Below are 17,991 nucleotides of genomic sequence, written 5' to 3'. Positions count from 1 at the left end.
TTCTCCGCGCCTTAGATGAACCGCTTGCGGATGCGCTGGCTCACCATGTCGAGCAGCGAGACGGTGATCACCACCATGATCAGGATCGCCGAGGCCTGCGAATAGAGGAAGCCGCGCATGGTTTCGTTGAAGGTCATGCCGATGCCGCCGCCGCCGACAATGCCGAGCACGGTGGCCGAGCGGACATTGGATTCGAAGCGATAGAGGGCATAGGAAATCCACAGCGGCATCACCTGCGGCAGCACGCCATAGATGACCTCCTGCAGCCAGGTGCCGCCGGTGCCGCGAATGCCCTCGACCGGGGCGGGATCGATCGCCTCGACCGCCTCGGAGAACAGCTTGGCGACCACGCCCGTGGTGTGGATGAACAGCGCCAGAACGCCGGCAAAGGGGCCGAGGCCGACGGCGGCGATGAAGATCAGCGCGAAGACCAGCTCGTTGATGGCGCGGCAGGCGTCCATCAGCCGGCGCACGGTGAACACCATCCAGTGCGGGGCGACATTCTCGGCCGAGAGGATGCCGAGCGGGATGCCGGCGATGACCGCCAGCAGCGTGCCCCAGATGGCGATCGCCAGCGTCTCCAGCATGGCGTTGACGTAGACGTCCCAGTCAGTGAAATCGGGGCGCAGGAAATCGGCTCCAAGGGTCGCCATATTTCCGGAATCGCGCCAGAGCTGCGCCGGGTTCATCTCCGCCTCGTACCAGGCGGCCACCAGCACCACGATGGTGAGCGCCGCGACGGCCAGGCGGAACAACCGTGTCGTGAGCGGCGTCACCGGCGGCGCCGGCATGGTGCGCGTGGCGGAGCGGTGGGCGTCGTCGGCAGCGGCAAACATGTGGCTTATCCCCGTGATCGTCGTCCGGCCTGCGTCATCGGCGGGCCCTGTCGCAGCGATCCCGGATCGGCCTTTCGGCCGTCCGGGATGACGTTTTTCGGTGGCAGGATGCGGGACCGAACGTGCGGTCCCGCGCGCCTCACATGCTGGGGAGCTTCTTCTGCTGGTCTTCGAGAGCGGCGAGCTTGGCGTCGATCTCCTTGACCTTCGCGGCCTTCTCGTCGGCCGAGAGCTTGTCGTCGTTCTGGACCTTGACCTTGGCCTTGAACAGTTCGAGCTGGCGGACCGGGATCAGCTGGGCGTCGGAGGAGGCGAGGAAGGGACCCCAGCCGTCCGAGGTCTTGGCGAGAACCTCACGGGCGTGGGCGATCTCTTCCGGCGTGCCGTTGCGGCCATAGGTCATGAAGAAGGTGTAGATCTTCGCCTTCAGGTCGGCAGGCAGATCCTTGCGCCACACGATCGGGTCGCCGGCGATCAGCGGCGAGCGCCACACTTCCTTGATCTTGGCGGCTTCCGCCGGGCGGGTCTGCTGCAGGCGCGACACGTTCTCGGTGTTGTTGGTGGCGAAGTCGATCTGCTTGTTGGCGACCGCGAGCAGGTTGCCTTCATGGTTCGAGGCGACGACGCGCTTGTAGCACTTGTTCGGGTCGACATTGTTCAGCGCGAACACGTAGTAGCTCGGCACCAGGAAGCCCGAGGTCGAGTTCGGATCGCCGTTGCCGAAGTTATAGCCCTTCGAGCAATCGAGGATGTCTTTGAGATTGTTGATGTCGTTGCGATCGACATTGGTGACGATCAGCGAGTAGTAGCCCGAAGAACCGTCCGGCTTGGCGGTCTTCACGAACACTTCGCCGCCGGCGCGGTCCACCGCTTCCATGGCCGACTTGTTGCCGTACCAGGCAATATCGACCTTCTTGAAGCGCATGCCCTCGATGACACCAGCATAGTCGCCGACGAAGAACGGCTTCACCGGCACGCCGATGGCCTTCTCCATGTCCTTGATCAGGGGCTCGAAGCTCTTGGCGAGGTTGGCCGAGGACTCGGTCGAGATGAAGCCGAAGTTCAGCTCCTTGATCTCTTCGGCGCGAGCCGGGACGGCAAGGGCAGCCAGCGCGAGGCCGGCGGCAATGAGACGCTTCATGGGGGTTGCTCCTGTCAGGAAACGGTCTGGGAGGGGGCTGCGGCTTCGGCCGGGGCCGGCACCACGAACTGGCTGGGCAGGATCAGCTCCTCGGCGCTGGCGCCGTAGAGCTCGGTCAGGAAGGCGGCGTTGATCTGCGAGGCCGGGCCGTCAAACACGACCTTGCCGGCATTCATCGCCACGATGCGGTCGAAATAGGCGGTGGCGTAGTCCACCTGGTGCAGCGAGACGACCAGCGCGATGCCGTAGTCGCGGCTCATCGTCACCAGCGTGTCCATCACCCGCTTGGCGCTCTTGGGGTCGAGCGAGGCGATGGGCTCGTCGGCGAGCACCAGCTTGGCGCCCTGCACCAGCGCCCGGGCGATGGCGACGCGCTGCTGCTGGCCGCCGGAAAGCTCGCGGGCGCGCTTGGCCGCGTGCTGGGCGATGCCGACCTCGGCGAGCGCGGCATAGGCGGTGCGGCGCTCATCGGCGTTGAACAGGCCGAGCGTGCCGCGCAATGCGCTCATCCGGCCGAGCGCGCCGACCAGCACATTGGTCAGCACGGTGAGCCGGCCCGACAGGGCGAATTGCTGGAACACCAGGCCGATATGGCGGCGGGCGGCCCGCACGTCGCGCGCCAGCCTGCCGCCTTCCTGCACCTTGATGCCGAAGGAATGCACGGCGCCGGAACCCGACCCGTTGCTATCGGCCAGGATGAGGCCGGAGGCGAGGCGGATCAGCGTCGACTTGCCCGACCCGGAGGCGCCGATGAGAGCGACGCGCTCGCCGGGCTGGATGGTGAGCGAGACGTTTTCCACCGCGCGCATCTGCCCGTAGGTCTTGCTCACTCGGTCGAGTTGAAGGGCTGCCGCCATCGGTGCTCCGCCGGCCTGTTGAAGACCGGCTTGGGGTAGCCCCCCGCGGTGACGGGTGGATGAAGCCTCGGTTACAGTTCCATGACACGGCGCCCGCCCTGTCGCCGCGCGGCTTTCAGGCGGTATTGGGGTGCAATGAGCCCCCCTCTGCGCCACCCAGGCGCGCGCCCCGCCCGGCGCCGTTCCGGTGGGAAAAACCCTGCCGCGCCATCGGCTTCATTGACTTCGGCGCGGCTTAGTCAGCACACTCGCCGCGGGTTTGGGCAGGCTGAACGGGAGCGGGAACCGCATGTATTATGCAATAGTCGCGCTGACGATGGTGGTGGCGCCGCTGCTGAGCATCGCGGCGGAGTATCCCGGCATTACCGGGCTCGGCAGCCTGATCGTCATCGCCACCAAATGGTTCGCCTTCTGGGCGGTGGGCGTGCGGTTGCTGCTGGCCGGCGTCACCCAGATCCTGCGGCCCGGCTTCACGCTCAAGGGCATATTCGGCGTCGATGAAACTCGCGCGCATGTGGTGGTGCAGGAACTCGGCTTCGCCAATGCCTCCATCGGCCTCGCCGGCATTCTGTCGATCCTGTTCTCGATCTGGGCGCTGCCGGTGGCGTTCATCGGCGGCCTGTTTCTCGGCCTGGCCGGCGTCAACCACCTGATGCGCCCGCACCGCACCATGCGCGAGACCGTGGCGATGGTGACGGACCTGTGGGCCGCCGCCATCCTGCTCGCGGTGTTCCTGTTCAGCCTGTTCTGAGGGCGCACGTCAGCGCGGCCTAAACCCGACATAACCGCCCTCGCCATCGAACAGCACGTCGAAGCCGTTCAGCAGGTGGTAGCTGGTGTTGACGAAGGTCCGGTCGTCCGCCACCCGCAGATGGATGGCGCTCGGGCTCATCGGCCCGCCATCACCGGCGTTGAAGCTGTAGAGCGGGAAGGCGCTGCCTTCCGTACCGATGCTGATCGCCACCTGCGTGCCCGGCGGCAGCGTTCCCTGCGCCCCCGCCGCCTGCGCTTCCGGCACCGTCATGTACATCACCGACACGCCGGTATCGACCAGCACCGTACCGCAGGCAGGCAGGGTCGAGCCGCCCAGCGCGACGCAGCCCGGCAGCGGCGCCCAGTCGGTGCCGTCGGGCCGGCGGTCCAGCTTCACATAGCGGAAGGCGCCGCGCGTATTGGCGGCGGTCAGGCCCACATGCACGCCTTCCGGCGAGAGGATGTAGCCCTGCCGGCGCGCGCCCTCGCCGCCAGTGACATGCAGCAGTGGGTTCTTGTCCGGCGTGCTCTGACTCTGGCTGTCGCCCTCACGCGCGAAGCCGACGCCGACCATGGCGATGTTGCGCGGCGCGTTGGTGGGCTGGCAGACGCGGGCATAGTCGAGGCACTGCACTTCGGTCACGACCAGCACCGGAAGCGGATCGGTGGTGACGCTCGCCCCCTCACGGCCGGAAAGCGTGACCGGCATCACCACCCACTGGCCCAGCATCACCCGGCCGGAGCTGGAATAGGTCAGCTTGGCCGGCCCCAGCGAGGGCATGGTCTCGAAGCCCGGCACGAATTCCGCCGCCACCACGATGCCGGTGGACCCGGAATCGATCACCGCCCGCAGCGGCCGCCCACCAAGGGAAAGGCCGATGCGCGGCACGCCGTCGATCTCGCCCGGCTCGGCATTGAGGTAGCGCAGGAACAGCCCTTCCCGGTAGGGCGCGTAATCGGGCTTCTCCTGCGCGCGCGCCGGCAGGCTGCCCCCCATAAACAGGCTGGCCCCGATCGCCAGGGCGGCGAGAACACGGCTGCGCATGGTCGTTCCTCACATGTTAGGGTAGTTCGGCCCGCCCCCGCCTTCCGGTGCCACCCAGGTGATGTTGCGGTTCGGGTCCTTGATATCGCAGGTCTTGCAGTGGACGCAGTTCTGCGCGTTGATGACGAAGCGCGGCGCGCCGCCCTCCTCCACCCATTCATAGACGCCGGCCGGGCAGTAGCGCGCCGACGGCCCGCCATAGACCTCGAGTTCCGACGCCTTCTGCAGCGCCATGTCGGCGACCTTGAGGTGGATCGGCTGGTCTTCCTCATGATTGGTGTTGGACAGGAACACCGAGGACAGACGGTCGAAGGACACCACGCCATCCGGCTTGGGGTAGTCGATGCGCTTTGCCTGCGCGGCCGGCTTCAGCGTCGCCGAATCCGGCTTGCCGTGCCCCAGTGTGCCGAAGGGCGAGACGCCGAGCAGCGTGTTCAGCCACATATCGACCCCGCCCAGCGCGATGCCGATGGCGGTGCCGAGCTTAGACCACAGCGGCTTGGCGTTGCGCACCTTCCACAAATCGCGCCCGATCGCCGAGCCGCGCCAGCCGGCCTCGTAGCCGGTAAGTTGATCGTGCTGGCGCCCGACGGCCAGCGCCTTCGCCACCTCCTCGGCCGCGAGCAGGCCGGAATGCACGGCGTTGTGGCTGCCCTTGATGCGCGGCACATTGACGAAGCCGGCGGCGCAGCCGATCAGCGCCCCGCCGGGGAAGACGAGCTTGGGCACCGACTGGTAGCCGCCCTCGGTGATGGCACGGGCGCCATAGGAAATCCGCTTGCCGCCTTCCAGCGTCTCGCGCACCAGCGGGTGGGTCTTGAAGCGCTGGAATTCCTCGAACGGGGCGAGCCAGGGATTGGCGTAGTTGAGGTGGACCACGAAGCCCACCATCACCTGCCGGTCCTCCATATGGTAGAGGAAGGAGCCGCCGCCGGTGGCGTTGTCGAGCGGCCAGCCGAAGGAATGCTGCACCAGCCCCGGCCGGTGCTTTTCCGCCGGCACGGTCCACAGTTCTTTGAGGCCGATGCCGTATTTCTGCGGCTCGCGCCCGGCATCGAGGCCATACTGGGCGATCAGCTGCTTGGAGAGCTGGCCGCGCGCCCCTTCCGCGAACAGCGTGTATTTGGCCCGCAGTTCCATGCCGCGAGTGAAGCGGTCGGTGATCGCGCCGTCGCGGCCGATCCCCATGTCGCCGGTGGCGACACCCACCACCGCGCCATCCTCATAAAGCACTTCGGCGGCGGCGAACCCGGGATAGATCTCGACGCCCAGCGCCTCCGCCTTGCCCGCCAGCCAGCGACAGACATTGCCGAGCGAGCCGACATAGGCGCCGTGATTGCTCATCAGCGGCGGCATCAGCGCGTTGGGCAGCCGAAGCGCCCCGGCGGGGCCGAGGAAATAGAAACGATCGTCGGTGACGGGGGTCTTCAGCGGCGGGTCGGCCTCTTCGCGCCAATCGGGGAACAGAAGGTCGAGCCCGGAAGGATCGACCACCGCGCCGGAGAGGATATGCGCCCCGACCTCCGAGCCCTTCTCGACCACCACCACCGAGATGTTTTCGTCGAGCTGCTTCAGCCGGATCGCGGCGGCGAGCCCGGCCGGACCGGCGCCGACGATCACCACGTCGAACTCCATCGCCTCGCGCTCAGGTAGTTCTGCTGGCAGTTCCGCCGCGTCCATTCCATCTCTCCGCTGCCGCAGGGTACTGATTGGACTTCTTCCACGCTTGCCCCGACCTGACAACTCTCCCCGCGACGGATAGGATCAGCCATCCGACAGGAAGAATGCGCCTTATGAGTTCGACACTTAGCGACAGCGGCAACGGCGACGACTGGGCGGGCGACCGCGACGCCCTTGCCGACATTCTCGCCTTCCATCTGGAGGCGGGGGTCGATGTCGCGCTGGGTGAGGAGCCGGTCGACCGTTTCGCCGAGAGCCAGGCCGCGCGCGCCGCGGCCCCTCCCCTCGCGGCTCAGGAACCGCCGCGCACGGCAGGCGCCGCCGCTGCCCCCGCGCCGCCAGCCCGCCGCGCTCCGGCGCCAGCCCCCGCCATTCTCGCACCCGCCTCCCCGCCGCCGCCTGACGTGGCGGCGCTGGAGGCGCGCGAGGCCGCCGCCTCCGCCCCGGACCTCGACGCGCTGCGGGCATTGCTGGAGAGCTTCGAGGGCTGCCCGCTCAAGCACACCGCCACCCGGTTGGTCTTCGCCGACGGCAACCCCTCAGCCCGGCTGATGCTGGTGGGCGAGGCGCCGGGGCGCGACGAGGACATTGAGGGCAAGCCCTTTGTCGGCCGCTCGGGCCAGTTGCTCGACCGGATGCTGGCGGCGATCGGCATCGACCGCACGAGTGCCTACATCGCCAATGTCGTGCCCTGGCGCCCGCCGGGAAACCGCACGCCGACGCCGCAGGAAACCGCGATCTGCCTGCCCTTCATCCGCCGGCAGGTCGAACTGGCCAATCCCGATTTCCTCGTCTGTCTTGGCGGTCCCTCGGCGCAGACCCTGCTCGGCCTGCGCGAGGGAATCACCAAGGCACGCGGGCGCTGGGTGGAGTACGACACCGGCAGCCGGGTCATCCCGGCGCTGGCCACCTTCCATCCCGCCTATCTCTTGCGCACCCCGCTCGGCAAGCGCATGGCCTGGCGCGACATGCTCGCCATCGAGGCCAGGCTCGGTGAAAAGCGAGGCAGCACATAGGCTCGCGCCGACAGGGCCGGACCACCGGGACAATTCGACCACCCGGTGTCTGATTTGAGTCATTCCATTGACGCGCGCATGGGCCTACCCTGCCGCCCGTCACCCTCGCAGGCGGTGACGGCAGAGGTTGAGCGATGGAATTCGATCCCGCAATGTTGGCGCGCATCCAGTTCGCCTTCACCGTTTCCTTCCACATCATCTTTCCCAGCTTCACCATCGGGCTCGCCGCCTATATCGCGACGCTGGAGCTGCTGTGGATCGGCACCGGGCATGAGCGCTACCACCGCATCGCCCGCTTCCTGACCAAGATTTTCGCCGTGTCCTTCGCCATGGGCGTGGTCTCCGGCATCGTGCTGTCCTACCAGTTCGGCACCAATTGGAGCCATTTCTCCCGCGTCGTCGGCAATGTCATCGGCCCGCTCATCGGCTATGAGGTGCTGACCGCCTTCTTCCTGGAAGCCACCTTCCTCGGCATCATGCTGTTCGGCTGGAACCGGGTGCCGCGCGGCCTGCACGTCTTCTCCTGCGTCATGGTCGCGCTCGGCACCACGCTGTCGGCGTTCTGGATTCTCTCCGCCAATAGCTGGATGCAGACCCCGGCCGGCCACGAGATCATCGATGGCGTCGCCCATCCGGTGGACTGGCTGGCGGTCATCTTCAACCCCAGCTTCCCTTACCGCCTCGCCCATATGGTCACGGCCTGCTACCTCACCACCGCCTTCGTCGTGCTGGCCGTGGGCGCGCGCTATGTCTATTCCGGCCGCTACCCGGAAGACGGGCGGACGATGATGCGCATGGCGCTTGGCCTCATCGCCATCCTCGCCCCGCTCCAGGCCTTCATCGGCGACGCGCACGGGCTGAACACGCTGAAGCACCAGCCGGCCAAGATCGCCGCCATCGAGGCGCATTGGGAGAACGAGCCCGGCGCCACCGGCGTGCCGCTGGTGCTGTTCGCCCTTCCCAATGACGAGACGGAGCGCAACGACTACCAGATCGCCATCCCGCATCTGGGCAGCCTCATCCTGACCCATAGCTGGACCGACACCATCAAGGGGCTGAAGGAATTCCCCCGCGCCGACCGTCCGCCGGTCGCGGTGCCGTTCTTTGCCTTCCGCGTCATGGTCGGGCTCGGCATCCTGATGATTCTGGTCGGCTGGCTCGGCGTGTTCCTGCTCTGGCGTCGCCGGCTGTTCGAGACCGACTGGTACCTCGCGCCGCTGCAGCACATCTGGCCGATCGGCTTCGTCACCATCCTGTCCGGCTGGTTCGTCACCGAGGTCGGCCGCCAGCCCTGGGTCGCCTATGGCATCCTGCGCACGGCGGACGCGATCTCGCCGGTCGACGGCTGGGCGGTGGCGACCACGCTGGCGCTGTTCGTCTTCGTCTACGGCATCGTGTTCTCCGGCGGCATCTACTACATCAACCGGCTGATCGCGAAGGGCCCCGAAGGCGCAGCCGTCGAGCCGCCGGTGGGCGTGCCGACCCGTCCGCTCGCCTCGGCGCACAAGGCGACGCGCGCGGCCATCAACAACCCGGGGGAATGAGCATGTTCGTCGGCTCCGGCATGGAATGGTATCTGCCCGTCATCTGGTCGCTGCTGCTCGCCGTCGCCATCGCCATGTATGTGGTGCTGGACGGCTTCGACCTCGGCATGGGCATCCTTTTCCCCTTCGCCGCCAGCGATGTGGAGAAGGACCAGATGATGAGCTCGGTCGCCCCGTTCTGGGACGGCAACGAGACCTGGCTGGTGCTGGGCGGCGGCGGCCTGCTGGTCGCCTTCCCGCTCGCCTATTCGATCGTCATGCCGGCGCTCTACCTGCCGGTCATCTTCATGCTGCTGGCGCTGGTGTTCCGGGGCGTCGCCTTCGAGTTCCGCCATGTCGCCGACACCAGCCGGTTCCTGTGGAACATCGCCTTCGCCGGCGGCTCGACCCTGGCGGCCTTCTTCCAGGGCGTGCTGCTGGGCGGCTTCGTGCAGGGGATCAAGGTCGAGAACAACGCCTTCGCCGGCGGCCCGCTCGACTGGCTCACCCCCTTCGCCCTGGTCTGCGGCGTTGCCGTGGTGGCGGGCTATGCGCTGATCGGCAGCGTCTGGCTGGTCATGAAGACCGAGGGCGCCGCCGCCATCCGCTCGCGTGCGCGGGCCAAGATGCTGCTGCCAGTGGTGCTGGTGTTCATGGCCATTATCAGCCTGTGGACGCCGCTGGCCTTCCCCCGCATCGCCGAGCGCTGGTTCACCACGCCGAACCTGTTCTATCTCGCGCCGGTGCCGCTGCTCACCCTGGCGCTGTCCTATTATGTCTGGCGCTGGCTGGAAAAGGGCCACGACAATCTGCCGTTCTTCGGCGTCATCGGGCTGTTCCTGCTGGGCTATCTCGGCATCGGGGTGTCGATCTTCCCCTATCTGGTGCCGCCGACCCTCACCGTGTGGGAAACCGCCGCCGCCCCGGCAAGCCAGGTGTTCATGCTCATCGGCACCATCTTCATGCTGCCGGTGATCCTCGGTTACATCGCCTTCGTCTACTGGCTGTTCCGCGGCAAGGTGCGCGAGGGTGAGGGCTACCACTGAGCCCGCCGCCGCGCCGGTCCAGGTCAGGCCGTTGGCGTCTCCGCGAGGCGGGTTCGGATGGGGGCAAAGGAGGTGCGGTGGTGGCGGCACACGCCGAGCGCCGCCAGCGCCTGCTGGTGCTCCGGCGTGCCATAGCCCATGTGCCGCTCGAAGCCATAGCCGGGATGCGCGGCCCCGAGCGCGCCCATCAGCCGATCGCGCGTCACCTTGGCGACGATGGACGCTGCCGCAATGGACGCCACCAGCCCGTCGCCGCCAATAATGGTGCGCGCGGCGCAGGGCACGGGCGGCAGGTCATTGCCATCCACCAACACCAGCCGCGGGGTGCAGGCGAGGCCCGCCACAGCCCGCGCCAGGGCCCACAGCGTCGCCTGGCGGATGTTATGGCCATCGATGCGGAGCGGCGGCGCGAAGGCCAGCGAGACATCGGCACTGGCGCAGATTTCCTCGAACAGCCTTTCGCGCTGGGCGGCAGAGAGGCGCTTGGAATCGTCGAGCCCCACAGGCACGCGCGCAGGATCCAGCACCACGGCGCAGGCGACCACCGGCCCGGCCCACGGGCCGCGACCCACCTCGTCGACACCCGCCACCGGCACCTCGCCCGCGCGGTGCGCCTCATACTCCCGCGAAAAATCCGGCTTCTGTCGTGGCTCGGCCATGATGGAAGGTCTCTCATAGAAATCGGCGCAAGTCCGACGTGATTCGCGTCGGAGCCCTCGCCGCACCATGCCGAGCGGGCGGCAGGCATGCAACATTACCGTCCGCCCGCGGGCGAATGCGCCTAGAAGGCCCGGCAACCAAACGAGCGGATCATGAACTGGTCGGAACGCATTCAGGAATTCGTCACCCTCTGGGTGGTCATCGACCCGCTGGGCACGCTTCCGGTCTTCCTGGCGGTGACGGCCGGGCTCAGCGCGGCGGACCGCACCAAGGCGGCGCTGATCTCGACTCTCGTCTCCTTCGGCGTGCTGGTGTTCTTCGCCATGGCGGGGCACTGGCTGCTGCGGTCGATGGATGTGTCGATCGAGTCGTTCCAGATCGCTGGCGGCATCGTGCTGTTCCTGTTCGCGCTCACTATGATCCACGGCAAGAGCCACGGCGACCCGCACGCGCCGGCCGAGCTGAATCCGATCGAGATCGCCATCTATCCGCTGGCCATTCCCTCCATCGCCAGCCCGGGCGCCATGCTGGCGGCGGTGGTGCTGACCGACACGGCGCGGCATGATTTTCCCGAGCGGATCATGACTATCGTCACGTTCAGCCTGGTGCTGCTGGCGACGCTCCTCATCATGCTGGCGGCCGGCCGCCTGGGGCAGCTGATCGGGCGTGGCGGCGCCTCCATCATTAGCCGGGTGATGGGCATGATCCTCGCCGCGCTGGCGGTCGATCTCATCCTGAGCGCCGCCGCCGACTGGCTCAAGCTGCCGCCGATCTGAGGGCTATCAATTCCCTTCACAACGTCAGGCCCGGACCGGGCCCGGCCGTCTATTGCTTTGCGACAGTGCCGCTTGCGCATGGAAGGCCGCGCCAAGCACGCTGACGGTGCAGAGAGGCATCCCATCGAATGGCGCCAACAAAAAGGGCGCGGCTTGCGCCGCGCCCTTTTTTCCATTGAAGCCCACAGGGGCGAATGGACCACTGAAGAAGTCCATGCCGCCTCCCGAAGTCGGCTATTGCCGACTTCGGTGCCTGGAAACCAGATGGACTTCCTCAGAAGTCCATGCCGCCCATGCCGCCGCCGCCGGGCATGGAGGGGGCGCCGCCGTCGCGCTTGGGCGCATCGGCGATCATCGCTTCGGTGGTGATCAGCAGGCCGGCGACCGAGGCCGCGTCCTGCAGGGCGGTGCGCACGACCTTGGCCGGGTCGACGATGCCGGAGGCGATCATGTCGACGAACTGCTCGGTCTGGGCGTTGAAGCCGAAGTTCGGGTCCTTCGATTCCAGCACCTTGCCGACCACGATCGAGCCCTCGACGCCAGAATTCTCGGCGATCTGGCGGATCGGAGCCTCAAGCGCGCGCAGCACGATCTTGATGCCGGCCTGGATGTCCGGGTTGTCGGAGGTCAGCTTCTCCACGGCCTTCTTGGCGCGCAGAAGGGCGATGCCGCCGCCGGGGACGATGCCTTCCTGCACAGCCGCGCGGGTGGCGTTGAGCGCGTCGTCGACGCGGTCCTTCTTTTCCTTGACCTCGACTTCGGTCGCGCCGCCGACGCGGATCACCGCGACGCCGCCGGCGAGCTTGGCCAGGCGCTCCTGCAGCTTCTCGCGGTCATAGTCGGAAGAGGTTTCCTCGATCTGCGCCTTGATCTGCGCGACGCGGCCCTCAATGTCCTTCTTCTTGCCAGCGCCATCGATGACGGTGGTCTTTTCCTTCTCGATGATCACCTTCTTGGCGCGGCCGAGCATGGTGAGATTGACGCTCTCCAGCTTGATGCCGAGCTCTTCGGAGATGACCTGGCCGCCGGTGAGGATGGCGATGTCTTCCAGCATGGCCTTGCGGCGATCGCCGAAGCCCGGAGCCTTGACGGCCGCAACCTTCAGGCCACCGCGCAGCTTGTTGACGACGAGCGTGGCCAGGGCCTCGCCCTCGACGTCCTCGGCGACGATCAGCAGCGGCTTGCCCGACTGCACCACGGCTTCGAGCACCGGCAGGATCGCCTGCAGACCGGAGAGCTTCTTGTCGAAGATGAGCATGTAGGGATCTTCGAGATCCACCGTCATCTTCTCGGCATTGGTGATGAAGTAGGGCGAGAGATAGCCACGGTCGAACTGCATGCCCTCGACCACGTCGAGCTCGGTCTCGGCGGTCTTGGCTTCCTCGACGGTGATCACACCCTCATTGCCGACGCGCTGCATCGCACCGGCGATCATCTCGCCGATCGAGGCATCGCCATTGGCGGAGATGGTGCCGACCTGCGCGACTTCGTCGGTGTTCTTCACCTTCTTGGCGCGCTTCTCGATATCCTTGATCGCCTCGGCGACCGCGAGGTCGACGCCGCGCTTCAGGTCCATCGGGTTCATGCCGGCGGCGACGAACTTGGCGCCCTCGCGGACGATCGACTGGGCGAGCACGGTGGCGGTGGTGGTGCCGTCGCCGGCGAGGTCGTTGGTCTTGGAGGCGACTTCGCGCACGAGCTGGGCGCCGAGATTTTCGAACTTGTCCTCAAGCTCGATTTCCTTGGCGACGGTGACGCCGTCCTTGGTGATGCGCGGAGCGCCGAAGCTCTTCTCGATCACGACGTTGCGGCCCTTGGGGCCGAGCGTGACCTTCACCGCATTGGCGAGAATGTCGACGCCGCGCAGCATCCGCTCGCGGGCATCGCCGGCAAATTTAACGTCTTTGGCAGCCATCTGGCCTACTCCTGAAATTCAGTATGTCGGGAAGGATAAGGTCGGCTCAGCCGACGATGCCCATGACGTCCGATTCCTTCATGATCAGGAGGTCCTGACCGTCGATCTTGACCTCGGTGCCCGACCACTTGCCGAACAGCACCTTGTCGCCGGCCTTCACGTCGAGCGGGACCAGCTTGCCGGCCTCGTCGCGGGCGCCCGGGCCGACGGAGAGCACTTCGCCCTGCGAGGGCTTTTCCTTGGCGCTGTCGGGGATGATGATGCCGCCCGCCGTCTTCTCTTCGGCGTCGAGGCGCTTCACCACGATGCGGTCGTGCAGGGGGCGGAACTTCAGCTTGGCCATCGGTAGATCCTCGGTCTTCCTATCGCGCGCCGTACTGGCGCTGGGTGAGAAGCGTAGTAGCACTCTTCGGGGGTGAGTGCCAAACTCGCTGCCGAGATAGGAACGGTGCCGAGGTGAGTCAAGCGGGCCGGGCGGGAAGAAACCGTCACATTGTGTCACGAAGGCGGACGGGATCGCCGGACGCAAAAAACCCGGCCCGCGCAGAGCGCGAACCGGGTGTTTGATAGCAGGCGAAGCCGCGATCAGGCCGACTTCTTGATGGTCTTCTCGACCGAGGCCTTGATCGGCTCGGCGGTGTCGGCGGCGACCTTCTGGGCCAGGCTGGACAGTTCCTTGGCCTGGGCCGAGAGCACGTCGAACTGCTTGCGCATATGGCCGGTGGAAAGCTCCACCGCTTCCGAGACGCTCTTGGCGCCGAACAGCGCGCCCATATAGTCGAAGGCGGCGTTCACATTGGTGCGCAGCGACTCGAGCGCCACCGTGTTGTACTCGGTGAGGCCGCGCGAGGCGGTGGAATAGGTGTCTTCGAGCAGGTCGGTGGTTTCTTCGGCGTTGGCCTTGAGCTTCTCATAGGTGTCGCGCGCGTTCTGCACGCTCTTCTCGGCCAGTTCCCGCACGACGGCAGGCACTTCCACGCCGGCCGCCATGTCGAATTTCGGCATCTCGAACTTGGGCATCGCGGCCTCGAAAGCCGAGGTGGCGGCCTTGGCGGCCTTTTTCGGGGACGGGGTGATCGGGGTAGCGTCAACCATGGGGTATCTCCTCGCAATCGCGGCGGATTCAGGCGTGCGGCGACCGCTCCGCGCTGGCGGCACCGCCCTGACCGGCAAAGGCGCTGTCAGAGTGAAACCCGACCCTCTGCCTCGTCTGGTACGCTATAATTGTGCATTGCAGCATAATATTGCAATGCACAACAAGCCCGGAACCGCGATTTTTTCGACTTTTTTTGCCGACGCGCCGGATCGCAACGCCTCCGCGCGCCCGTGCGCCGGCTATTTATCGCCCTTGGCGAAGGGCGAGGCCGCGCTGGCGTGCTGGCCAATCGCCTTGGCCTGCTCGGTCAGCCGGGCGGCCTGCTCCTTCACATAGTCGGCGTGCAGCCGTGTCCATTCGTCCACTGTCGTCGCCTTGGCGAGGCGCGAGGCGAAATCAAACCCGGCGGCGATATTGGCTTCGGCGAAATCCAGCGTGGTGCGGCCGATGTCGCGGGCATTGCCATGCGCCGCATCGACCTTTCGGCTGGCGTCGTCGAGCGCCTTGTGCGCGGCGGTGAGGAAGCCGTCGATGGCCGCGCGTGCCTGTCCCACGCCCTGCTCGGCGATGGCGCGGAGTTCGGGGGGAACGTCGAGTTTCGGATTGTCGGCCATGGCGAAAACTCCTCCGGATGACGATGTGGGAGTCTAGACGCAACGTAAGGCACTTCTATCCGGCCTGATGCCTACGTCTAAAGTAGGGGGCATCCGGCAAAACGCAATGGAATTCAGGCGCGCGCCGCGCGCCTGGTTGCGTTTGGTTAACCGGGATCGGTGGCAACCAATTAACCGGAAAAGGTGAAGCTGGCGCGACAGAGGCCCCGGCGCATGGCAAGCGGTGTCGGCCCGCACTATTGTTGGAATGCGGCGGCAGGTCTTTCCGGGCCGGCGCCGGCATCCGGTTCGCACCGGCGGGATCATTCAGGCGACCATGAACACCGACGATTTCGGCACTTCGGCGACGCAGAACCTGCGTGCTCAGGCGGCGACCGCGCTCGCCGGGGCGGCGCCGGCCGTGCTCGTCCAGGCCGACGGAACGCCGATCGCCGCCAATGAAGCCGGTCGCGCAGTGCTCGACGCGGCGACGCTCAAAGCCCTCGCGCCGCGCCTTGCCGTCACGCTGCGCCCCAGCCGCCCGGCGCGGCTGGAGCGGCTGCGCCTGCCCGGCGCGCTGACCCCCGCCACTTTCGCCTGCTCTATGCTCACAGCCGGTGGCGCGCGGGCGCTGCTGCTGGTGGGGCTCGACGCGGTGCCCGCCCAGCCGGCGGCGCCCCCTGCGACCCCCTCGATGACGCCCGCCGCCCCGGCCCCTGCCCGCTTCACCTGGAGCACCGGCCCCGATGCCCGGCTGAACCGCATCGACCCGCGCCTTGCCGCCGCGCTGGCGCGCGCACCGGAGGACCTCGCCGGTCTCGACTGGCGGGCGCTCGGCGCGCCCGACGCCCACCGGGCGGTGATGGAAGGCGCCAGCTTCACCCATCTGGCGGTACACCTGCCCACTGGGCGCGGCGATGGCCTCGACATCGAGCTCGGCGGCGCGCCCATTCGCGGCGACGGCATGCGCGGCTTCGGACTGGTCAAGGGCCGCCGGCCGCTGGAGGTCTGCGCCGACGCGCCCGCCCTGCCGCCCGCTTCGCCCCCGGCACTGCCGCCGCGCGCGACGATGCAGGTTCCCGAAAACCCGCCGGCCGAGGCGCCCCTGCCGCCCGTCACCGCGCCCGCGCCGCCGGCGCCCGACCTCACCCCGCCGGTGCGGGTGACGCTGAGCCTCGTGCCATCCCCCGCCAATGTCGTGCCGCTGCGCACCGGCAGTTCCGAGGCCGGGCGCGACAATGTCCGCTCGTCCTGGGAAGGGCTGTCGACCGGCGAGCGCAATGCCTTCCGCGAGATCGCCCGCGCGCTCGGCGCGCGGCTGGAAGGGGTCGACGACCTTGTCGAGCCGGCGCAGGAGGCGACGCCCGAGCCTTCGCCGCCAAGCGCCCCCGCGACCGAGACATCCACGCCCCCGGTGGCGCAGGACAATGCGAACCTGAACCCGACCACCGATGCGGGCGACGGCGCCGCGAACGAGGACGCTCCCACCGCTGAGGCCACCGGCCTGCGCCGCGTGCTGTCGGATGGCGAGCGCCCGGTGCTGGACCGCCTGCCGCTCGGCCTCATCGCCTTTCGCGGCGACCGGCTGCTCTACGCCAACCGCGCTTTGCTGGAGTGGACCGGCCATGCCGACCTCGCCGCGCTGGAAGCGGCGGGCGGCCTGCCCTCGCTGTTCGATACCGGCCCGGCGGCAACGGGCGAGGATGTGCCGCTGACCATCCTCGGCGCCGATGGCGCGCCGATCCGCGTCGAGGCGCGGCTGATGTCCTCCCCCTGGGAGGGCGGCCCGGCGATGCTCTATGTGCTGCACCGCGCCACCGCCCTCGCTGCCGCCGACAGTGACGCCGCCGCGCTCGCCGACGCCCGCGCGGCCGATGAGCGGGCGGCCGACGAGCGCCTGCGCCAGGCCGAGCTGGCCCTGCGCGAGGCGGAAAGTTCCAGCCGCGAATTGCGCGCCATTCTCGATACCGCCACCGACGGCGTGGTGCTGATCGACGCCGCCGGCACCGTGCTGTCGATGAACCACCCGGCCGAGGCGCTGTTCGGCTTCAATGCCGGCGAGGTGAAGGGCGAATCCTTCACTTTGCTGCTGGCGCCGGAAAGCCACCGCGCGGCGGTGGACTATCTCGACGGCCTCGCCTCCAACGGCGTCGCCAGCGTGCTCAATGACGGGCGCGAGGTGATCGGGCGCGTGCGCGAGGGCGGGCTGATCCCCCTGTTCATGACCGTGGGCCGGGTCGGCGACGACCCCACCAAATTCTGCGCCGTGCTGCGCGACATCACCCAGTGGAAGCGCGCCGAGGAAGAGCTGATCGAGGCCAAGCGGCTCGCCGAGCGCGCCAACCTCGCCAAGTCCGACTTCCTTGCCAAGATCAGCCACGAGATCCGCACCCCGCTCAACGCCATTATCGGCTTCTCCGAAGTGATGATGGAGGAGCGCTTCGGGCAGGTGGAGAACCAGCGCTACCGCGACTATCTGCGCGACATCCACGCCTCCGGCGAACACCTCATCTCGCTGATCAACGACCTGCTCGACCTGTCGAAGATCGAGGCCGGCAAGCTCGACCTCGCCTTCACCAGCGTCTCGCTGAACGAGGTGGTGCAGCAATGCATGGGCATCATGCAGCCGCAGGCGAACCGCGAGCGCATCATCATCCGCTCCTCGCTCGCCACCGACCTGCCCCCCGTGGTGGCCGATACGCGCTCGATCCGGCAGATCGTGCTCAACCTCGTCTCCAACTCGATCAAGTTCACCCAGCCCGGCGGGCAGGTGATCCTGTCGACGACGCTGACCGAGGAGGGCGAGGTGGTGCTGCGGGTGCGCGACACCGGGGTCGGCATGTCGGAATCCGACGTGATCGTCGCCATGGAGCCGTTCCGCCAGATCACCACCTCCGCCCGCGCCGGCTCCGGCGGCACGGGCCTCGGCCTGCCGCTGACCAAGGCGCTGGCCGAAGCCAACCGCGCCGCCTTCAACATCCGCAGCGCGGTGGATGTCGGCACCATCGTCGAGATCATCTTCCCCTCGACACGGGTGCTGGCGGAGTAGCGGCC

General features: G+C 67.6%; 16 protein-coding genes. 6 read left to right on the top strand and 10 right to left on the bottom strand.

Going from position 1 to position 17,991, the window contains the following annotated elements:
- Positions 1-11: 11 nt before the first annotated feature.
- The 3 genes from phnE to phnC all read right to left on the bottom strand — a co-directional run bounded on the left by phnE (position 12) and on the right by phnC (position 2,834).
- Positions 12-836, bottom strand: a complete 825-nt coding sequence (gene phnE / locus BLO63_RS11900; RefSeq protein WP_091440673.1) for a phosphonate ABC transporter, permease protein PhnE — start codon at positions 834-836, stop codon at positions 12-14.
- A 139-nt stretch (positions 837-975) separates the two neighbouring features.
- Positions 976-1,977 (bottom strand): phosphonate ABC transporter substrate-binding protein, encoded by a 1,002-nt coding sequence (phnD, locus tag BLO63_RS11895; protein ID WP_091440670.1) that lies wholly within the window; start codon positions 1,975-1,977, stop codon positions 976-978.
- A gap of 14 nt (positions 1,978-1,991) precedes the next feature.
- Positions 1,992-2,834: a phosphonate ABC transporter ATP-binding protein gene (gene phnC, locus BLO63_RS11890; protein WP_091440668.1), complete on the bottom strand. Its 843-nt coding sequence runs from the start codon at positions 2,832-2,834 to the stop codon at positions 1,992-1,994.
- A gap of 289 nt (positions 2,835-3,123) precedes the next feature.
- Between phnC and BLO63_RS11885 the strand changes: the two genes are divergently transcribed.
- Positions 3,124-3,585 carry a hypothetical protein gene (locus BLO63_RS11885; protein ID WP_091440666.1) on the top strand — a complete coding sequence of 154 codons (462 nt, stop codon included), beginning with the start codon at positions 3,124-3,126 and terminating at the stop codon, positions 3,583-3,585.
- 9 nt (positions 3,586-3,594) lie between these two features.
- Here the strand turns inward: BLO63_RS11885 and BLO63_RS21345 are convergent, their stop codons facing one another.
- Both BLO63_RS21345 and BLO63_RS11875 read right to left on the bottom strand, forming a co-directional pair.
- Positions 3,595-4,632, bottom strand: a complete 1,038-nt coding sequence (locus tag BLO63_RS21345) for a hypothetical protein (RefSeq protein ID WP_244517842.1) — start codon at positions 4,630-4,632, stop codon at positions 3,595-3,597.
- A gap of 9 nt (positions 4,633-4,641) precedes the next feature.
- Positions 4,642-6,312: an electron transfer flavoprotein-ubiquinone oxidoreductase gene (locus tag BLO63_RS11875; protein WP_091440663.1), complete on the bottom strand. Its 1,671-nt coding sequence runs from the start codon at positions 6,310-6,312 to the stop codon at positions 4,642-4,644.
- Positions 6,313-6,425: 113 nt separating this feature from the next.
- Here BLO63_RS11875 and BLO63_RS11870 point away from each other — a divergent pair, with 113 nt between their 5' ends.
- The 3 genes from BLO63_RS11870 to cydB all read left to right on the top strand — a co-directional run bounded on the left by BLO63_RS11870 (position 6,426) and on the right by cydB (position 9,897).
- Entirely contained in the window at positions 6,426-7,328 is a 903-nt protein-coding gene (locus BLO63_RS11870) for a uracil-DNA glycosylase (protein WP_091440662.1), read from the top strand.
- A gap of 134 nt (positions 7,329-7,462) precedes the next feature.
- Entirely contained in the window at positions 7,463-8,872 is a 1,410-nt protein-coding gene (locus BLO63_RS11865; RefSeq protein ID WP_091440659.1) for a cytochrome ubiquinol oxidase subunit I, read from the top strand.
- Positions 8,873-8,874: 2 nt separating this feature from the next.
- Positions 8,875-9,897, top strand: coding sequence for a cytochrome d ubiquinol oxidase subunit II (gene cydB, locus BLO63_RS11860; protein ID WP_280138057.1), 1,023 nt, complete (start codon positions 8,875-8,877; stop codon positions 9,895-9,897).
- A 23-nt stretch (positions 9,898-9,920) separates the two neighbouring features.
- Here the strand turns inward: cydB and BLO63_RS11855 are convergent, their stop codons facing one another.
- Entirely contained in the window at positions 9,921-10,556 is a 636-nt protein-coding gene (locus BLO63_RS11855) for a ribonuclease HII (RefSeq protein ID WP_091440655.1), read from the bottom strand.
- 153 nt (positions 10,557-10,709) lie between these two features.
- On the opposite strand from BLO63_RS11855, the gene BLO63_RS11850 reads away from it, so the two are divergent.
- Entirely contained in the window at positions 10,710-11,333 is a 624-nt protein-coding gene (locus BLO63_RS11850) for a MarC family protein (protein WP_091440653.1), read from the top strand.
- Positions 11,334-11,607: 274 nt separating this feature from the next.
- On the opposite strand, the gene groL is transcribed toward BLO63_RS11850, so the two are convergent.
- From groL to BLO63_RS11830, 4 genes are all read right to left on the bottom strand, one after another.
- Positions 11,608-13,248 carry a chaperonin GroEL gene (gene groL, locus BLO63_RS11845; protein WP_091440651.1) on the bottom strand — a complete coding sequence of 547 codons (1,641 nt, stop codon included), beginning with the start codon at positions 13,246-13,248 and terminating at the stop codon, positions 11,608-11,610.
- A gap of 46 nt (positions 13,249-13,294) precedes the next feature.
- Positions 13,295-13,591: a co-chaperone GroES gene (locus tag BLO63_RS11840; RefSeq protein ID WP_018389796.1), complete on the bottom strand. Its 297-nt coding sequence runs from the start codon at positions 13,589-13,591 to the stop codon at positions 13,295-13,297.
- 242 nt (positions 13,592-13,833) lie between these two features.
- The gene (locus BLO63_RS11835) at positions 13,834-14,343 is read right to left on the bottom strand and encodes a phasin (protein ID WP_091440648.1); all 510 of its coding nucleotides are present in this window, start codon (positions 14,341-14,343) and stop codon (positions 13,834-13,836) included.
- Positions 14,344-14,583: 240 nt separating this feature from the next.
- Positions 14,584-14,958 (bottom strand): phasin family protein, encoded by a 375-nt coding sequence (locus BLO63_RS11830; protein ID WP_091440646.1) that lies wholly within the window; start codon positions 14,956-14,958, stop codon positions 14,584-14,586.
- A gap of 316 nt (positions 14,959-15,274) precedes the next feature.
- On the opposite strand from BLO63_RS11830, the gene BLO63_RS11825 reads away from it, so the two are divergent.
- Complete coding sequence (locus tag BLO63_RS11825; protein WP_091441414.1) at positions 15,275-17,986, top strand: PAS domain-containing sensor histidine kinase; 2,712 nt, start codon at positions 15,275-15,277, stop codon at positions 17,984-17,986.
- The last annotated feature ends 5 nt before the right edge of the window (positions 17,987-17,991 follow it).

The organism is Ancylobacter rudongensis (assembly GCF_900100155.1).
GTDB classification, from domain to species: domain Bacteria; phylum Pseudomonadota; class Alphaproteobacteria; order Rhizobiales; family Xanthobacteraceae; genus Ancylobacter; species Ancylobacter rudongensis.
This window is presented reverse-complemented; position numbering and strand designations above follow the sequence as displayed.

Excerpts from the sequence above, each read along its gene's own strand:
- phnE (WP_091440673.1), bottom strand. The coding sequence starts at position 836 with ATGTTTGCCGCTGCCGACGACGCCCACCGCTCCGCCACGCGCACCATG.
- phnD (WP_091440670.1), bottom strand. The coding sequence starts at position 1,977 with ATGAAGCGTCTCATTGCCGCCGGCCTCGCGCTGGCTGCCCTTGCCGTC.
- phnC (WP_091440668.1), bottom strand. The coding sequence starts at position 2,834 with ATGGCGGCAGCCCTTCAACTCGACCGAGTGAGCAAGACCTACGGGCAG.
- BLO63_RS11885 (WP_091440666.1), top strand. The coding sequence starts at position 3,124 with ATGTATTATGCAATAGTCGCGCTGACGATGGTGGTGGCGCCGCTGCTG.
- BLO63_RS21345 (WP_244517842.1), bottom strand. The coding sequence starts at position 4,632 with ATGCGCAGCCGTGTTCTCGCCGCCCTGGCGATCGGGGCCAGCCTGTTT.
- BLO63_RS11875 (WP_091440663.1), bottom strand. The coding sequence starts at position 6,312 with ATGGACGCGGCGGAACTGCCAGCAGAACTACCTGAGCGCGAGGCGATG.
- BLO63_RS11870 (WP_091440662.1), top strand. The coding sequence starts at position 6,426 with ATGAGTTCGACACTTAGCGACAGCGGCAACGGCGACGACTGGGCGGGC.
- BLO63_RS11865 (WP_091440659.1), top strand. The coding sequence starts at position 7,463 with ATGGAATTCGATCCCGCAATGTTGGCGCGCATCCAGTTCGCCTTCACC.
- cydB (WP_280138057.1), top strand. The coding sequence starts at position 8,875 with ATGTTCGTCGGCTCCGGCATGGAATGGTATCTGCCCGTCATCTGGTCG.
- BLO63_RS11855 (WP_091440655.1), bottom strand. The coding sequence starts at position 10,556 with ATGGCCGAGCCACGACAGAAGCCGGATTTTTCGCGGGAGTATGAGGCG.
- BLO63_RS11850 (WP_091440653.1), top strand. The coding sequence starts at position 10,710 with ATGAACTGGTCGGAACGCATTCAGGAATTCGTCACCCTCTGGGTGGTC.
- groL (WP_091440651.1), bottom strand. The coding sequence starts at position 13,248 with ATGGCTGCCAAAGACGTTAAATTTGCCGGCGATGCCCGCGAGCGGATG.
- BLO63_RS11840 (WP_018389796.1), bottom strand. The coding sequence starts at position 13,591 with ATGGCCAAGCTGAAGTTCCGCCCCCTGCACGACCGCATCGTGGTGAAG.
- BLO63_RS11835 (WP_091440648.1), bottom strand. The coding sequence starts at position 14,343 with ATGGTTGACGCTACCCCGATCACCCCGTCCCCGAAAAAGGCCGCCAAG.
- BLO63_RS11830 (WP_091440646.1), bottom strand. The coding sequence starts at position 14,958 with ATGGCCGACAATCCGAAACTCGACGTTCCCCCCGAACTCCGCGCCATC.
- BLO63_RS11825 (WP_091441414.1), top strand. The coding sequence starts at position 15,275 with ATGAACACCGACGATTTCGGCACTTCGGCGACGCAGAACCTGCGTGCT.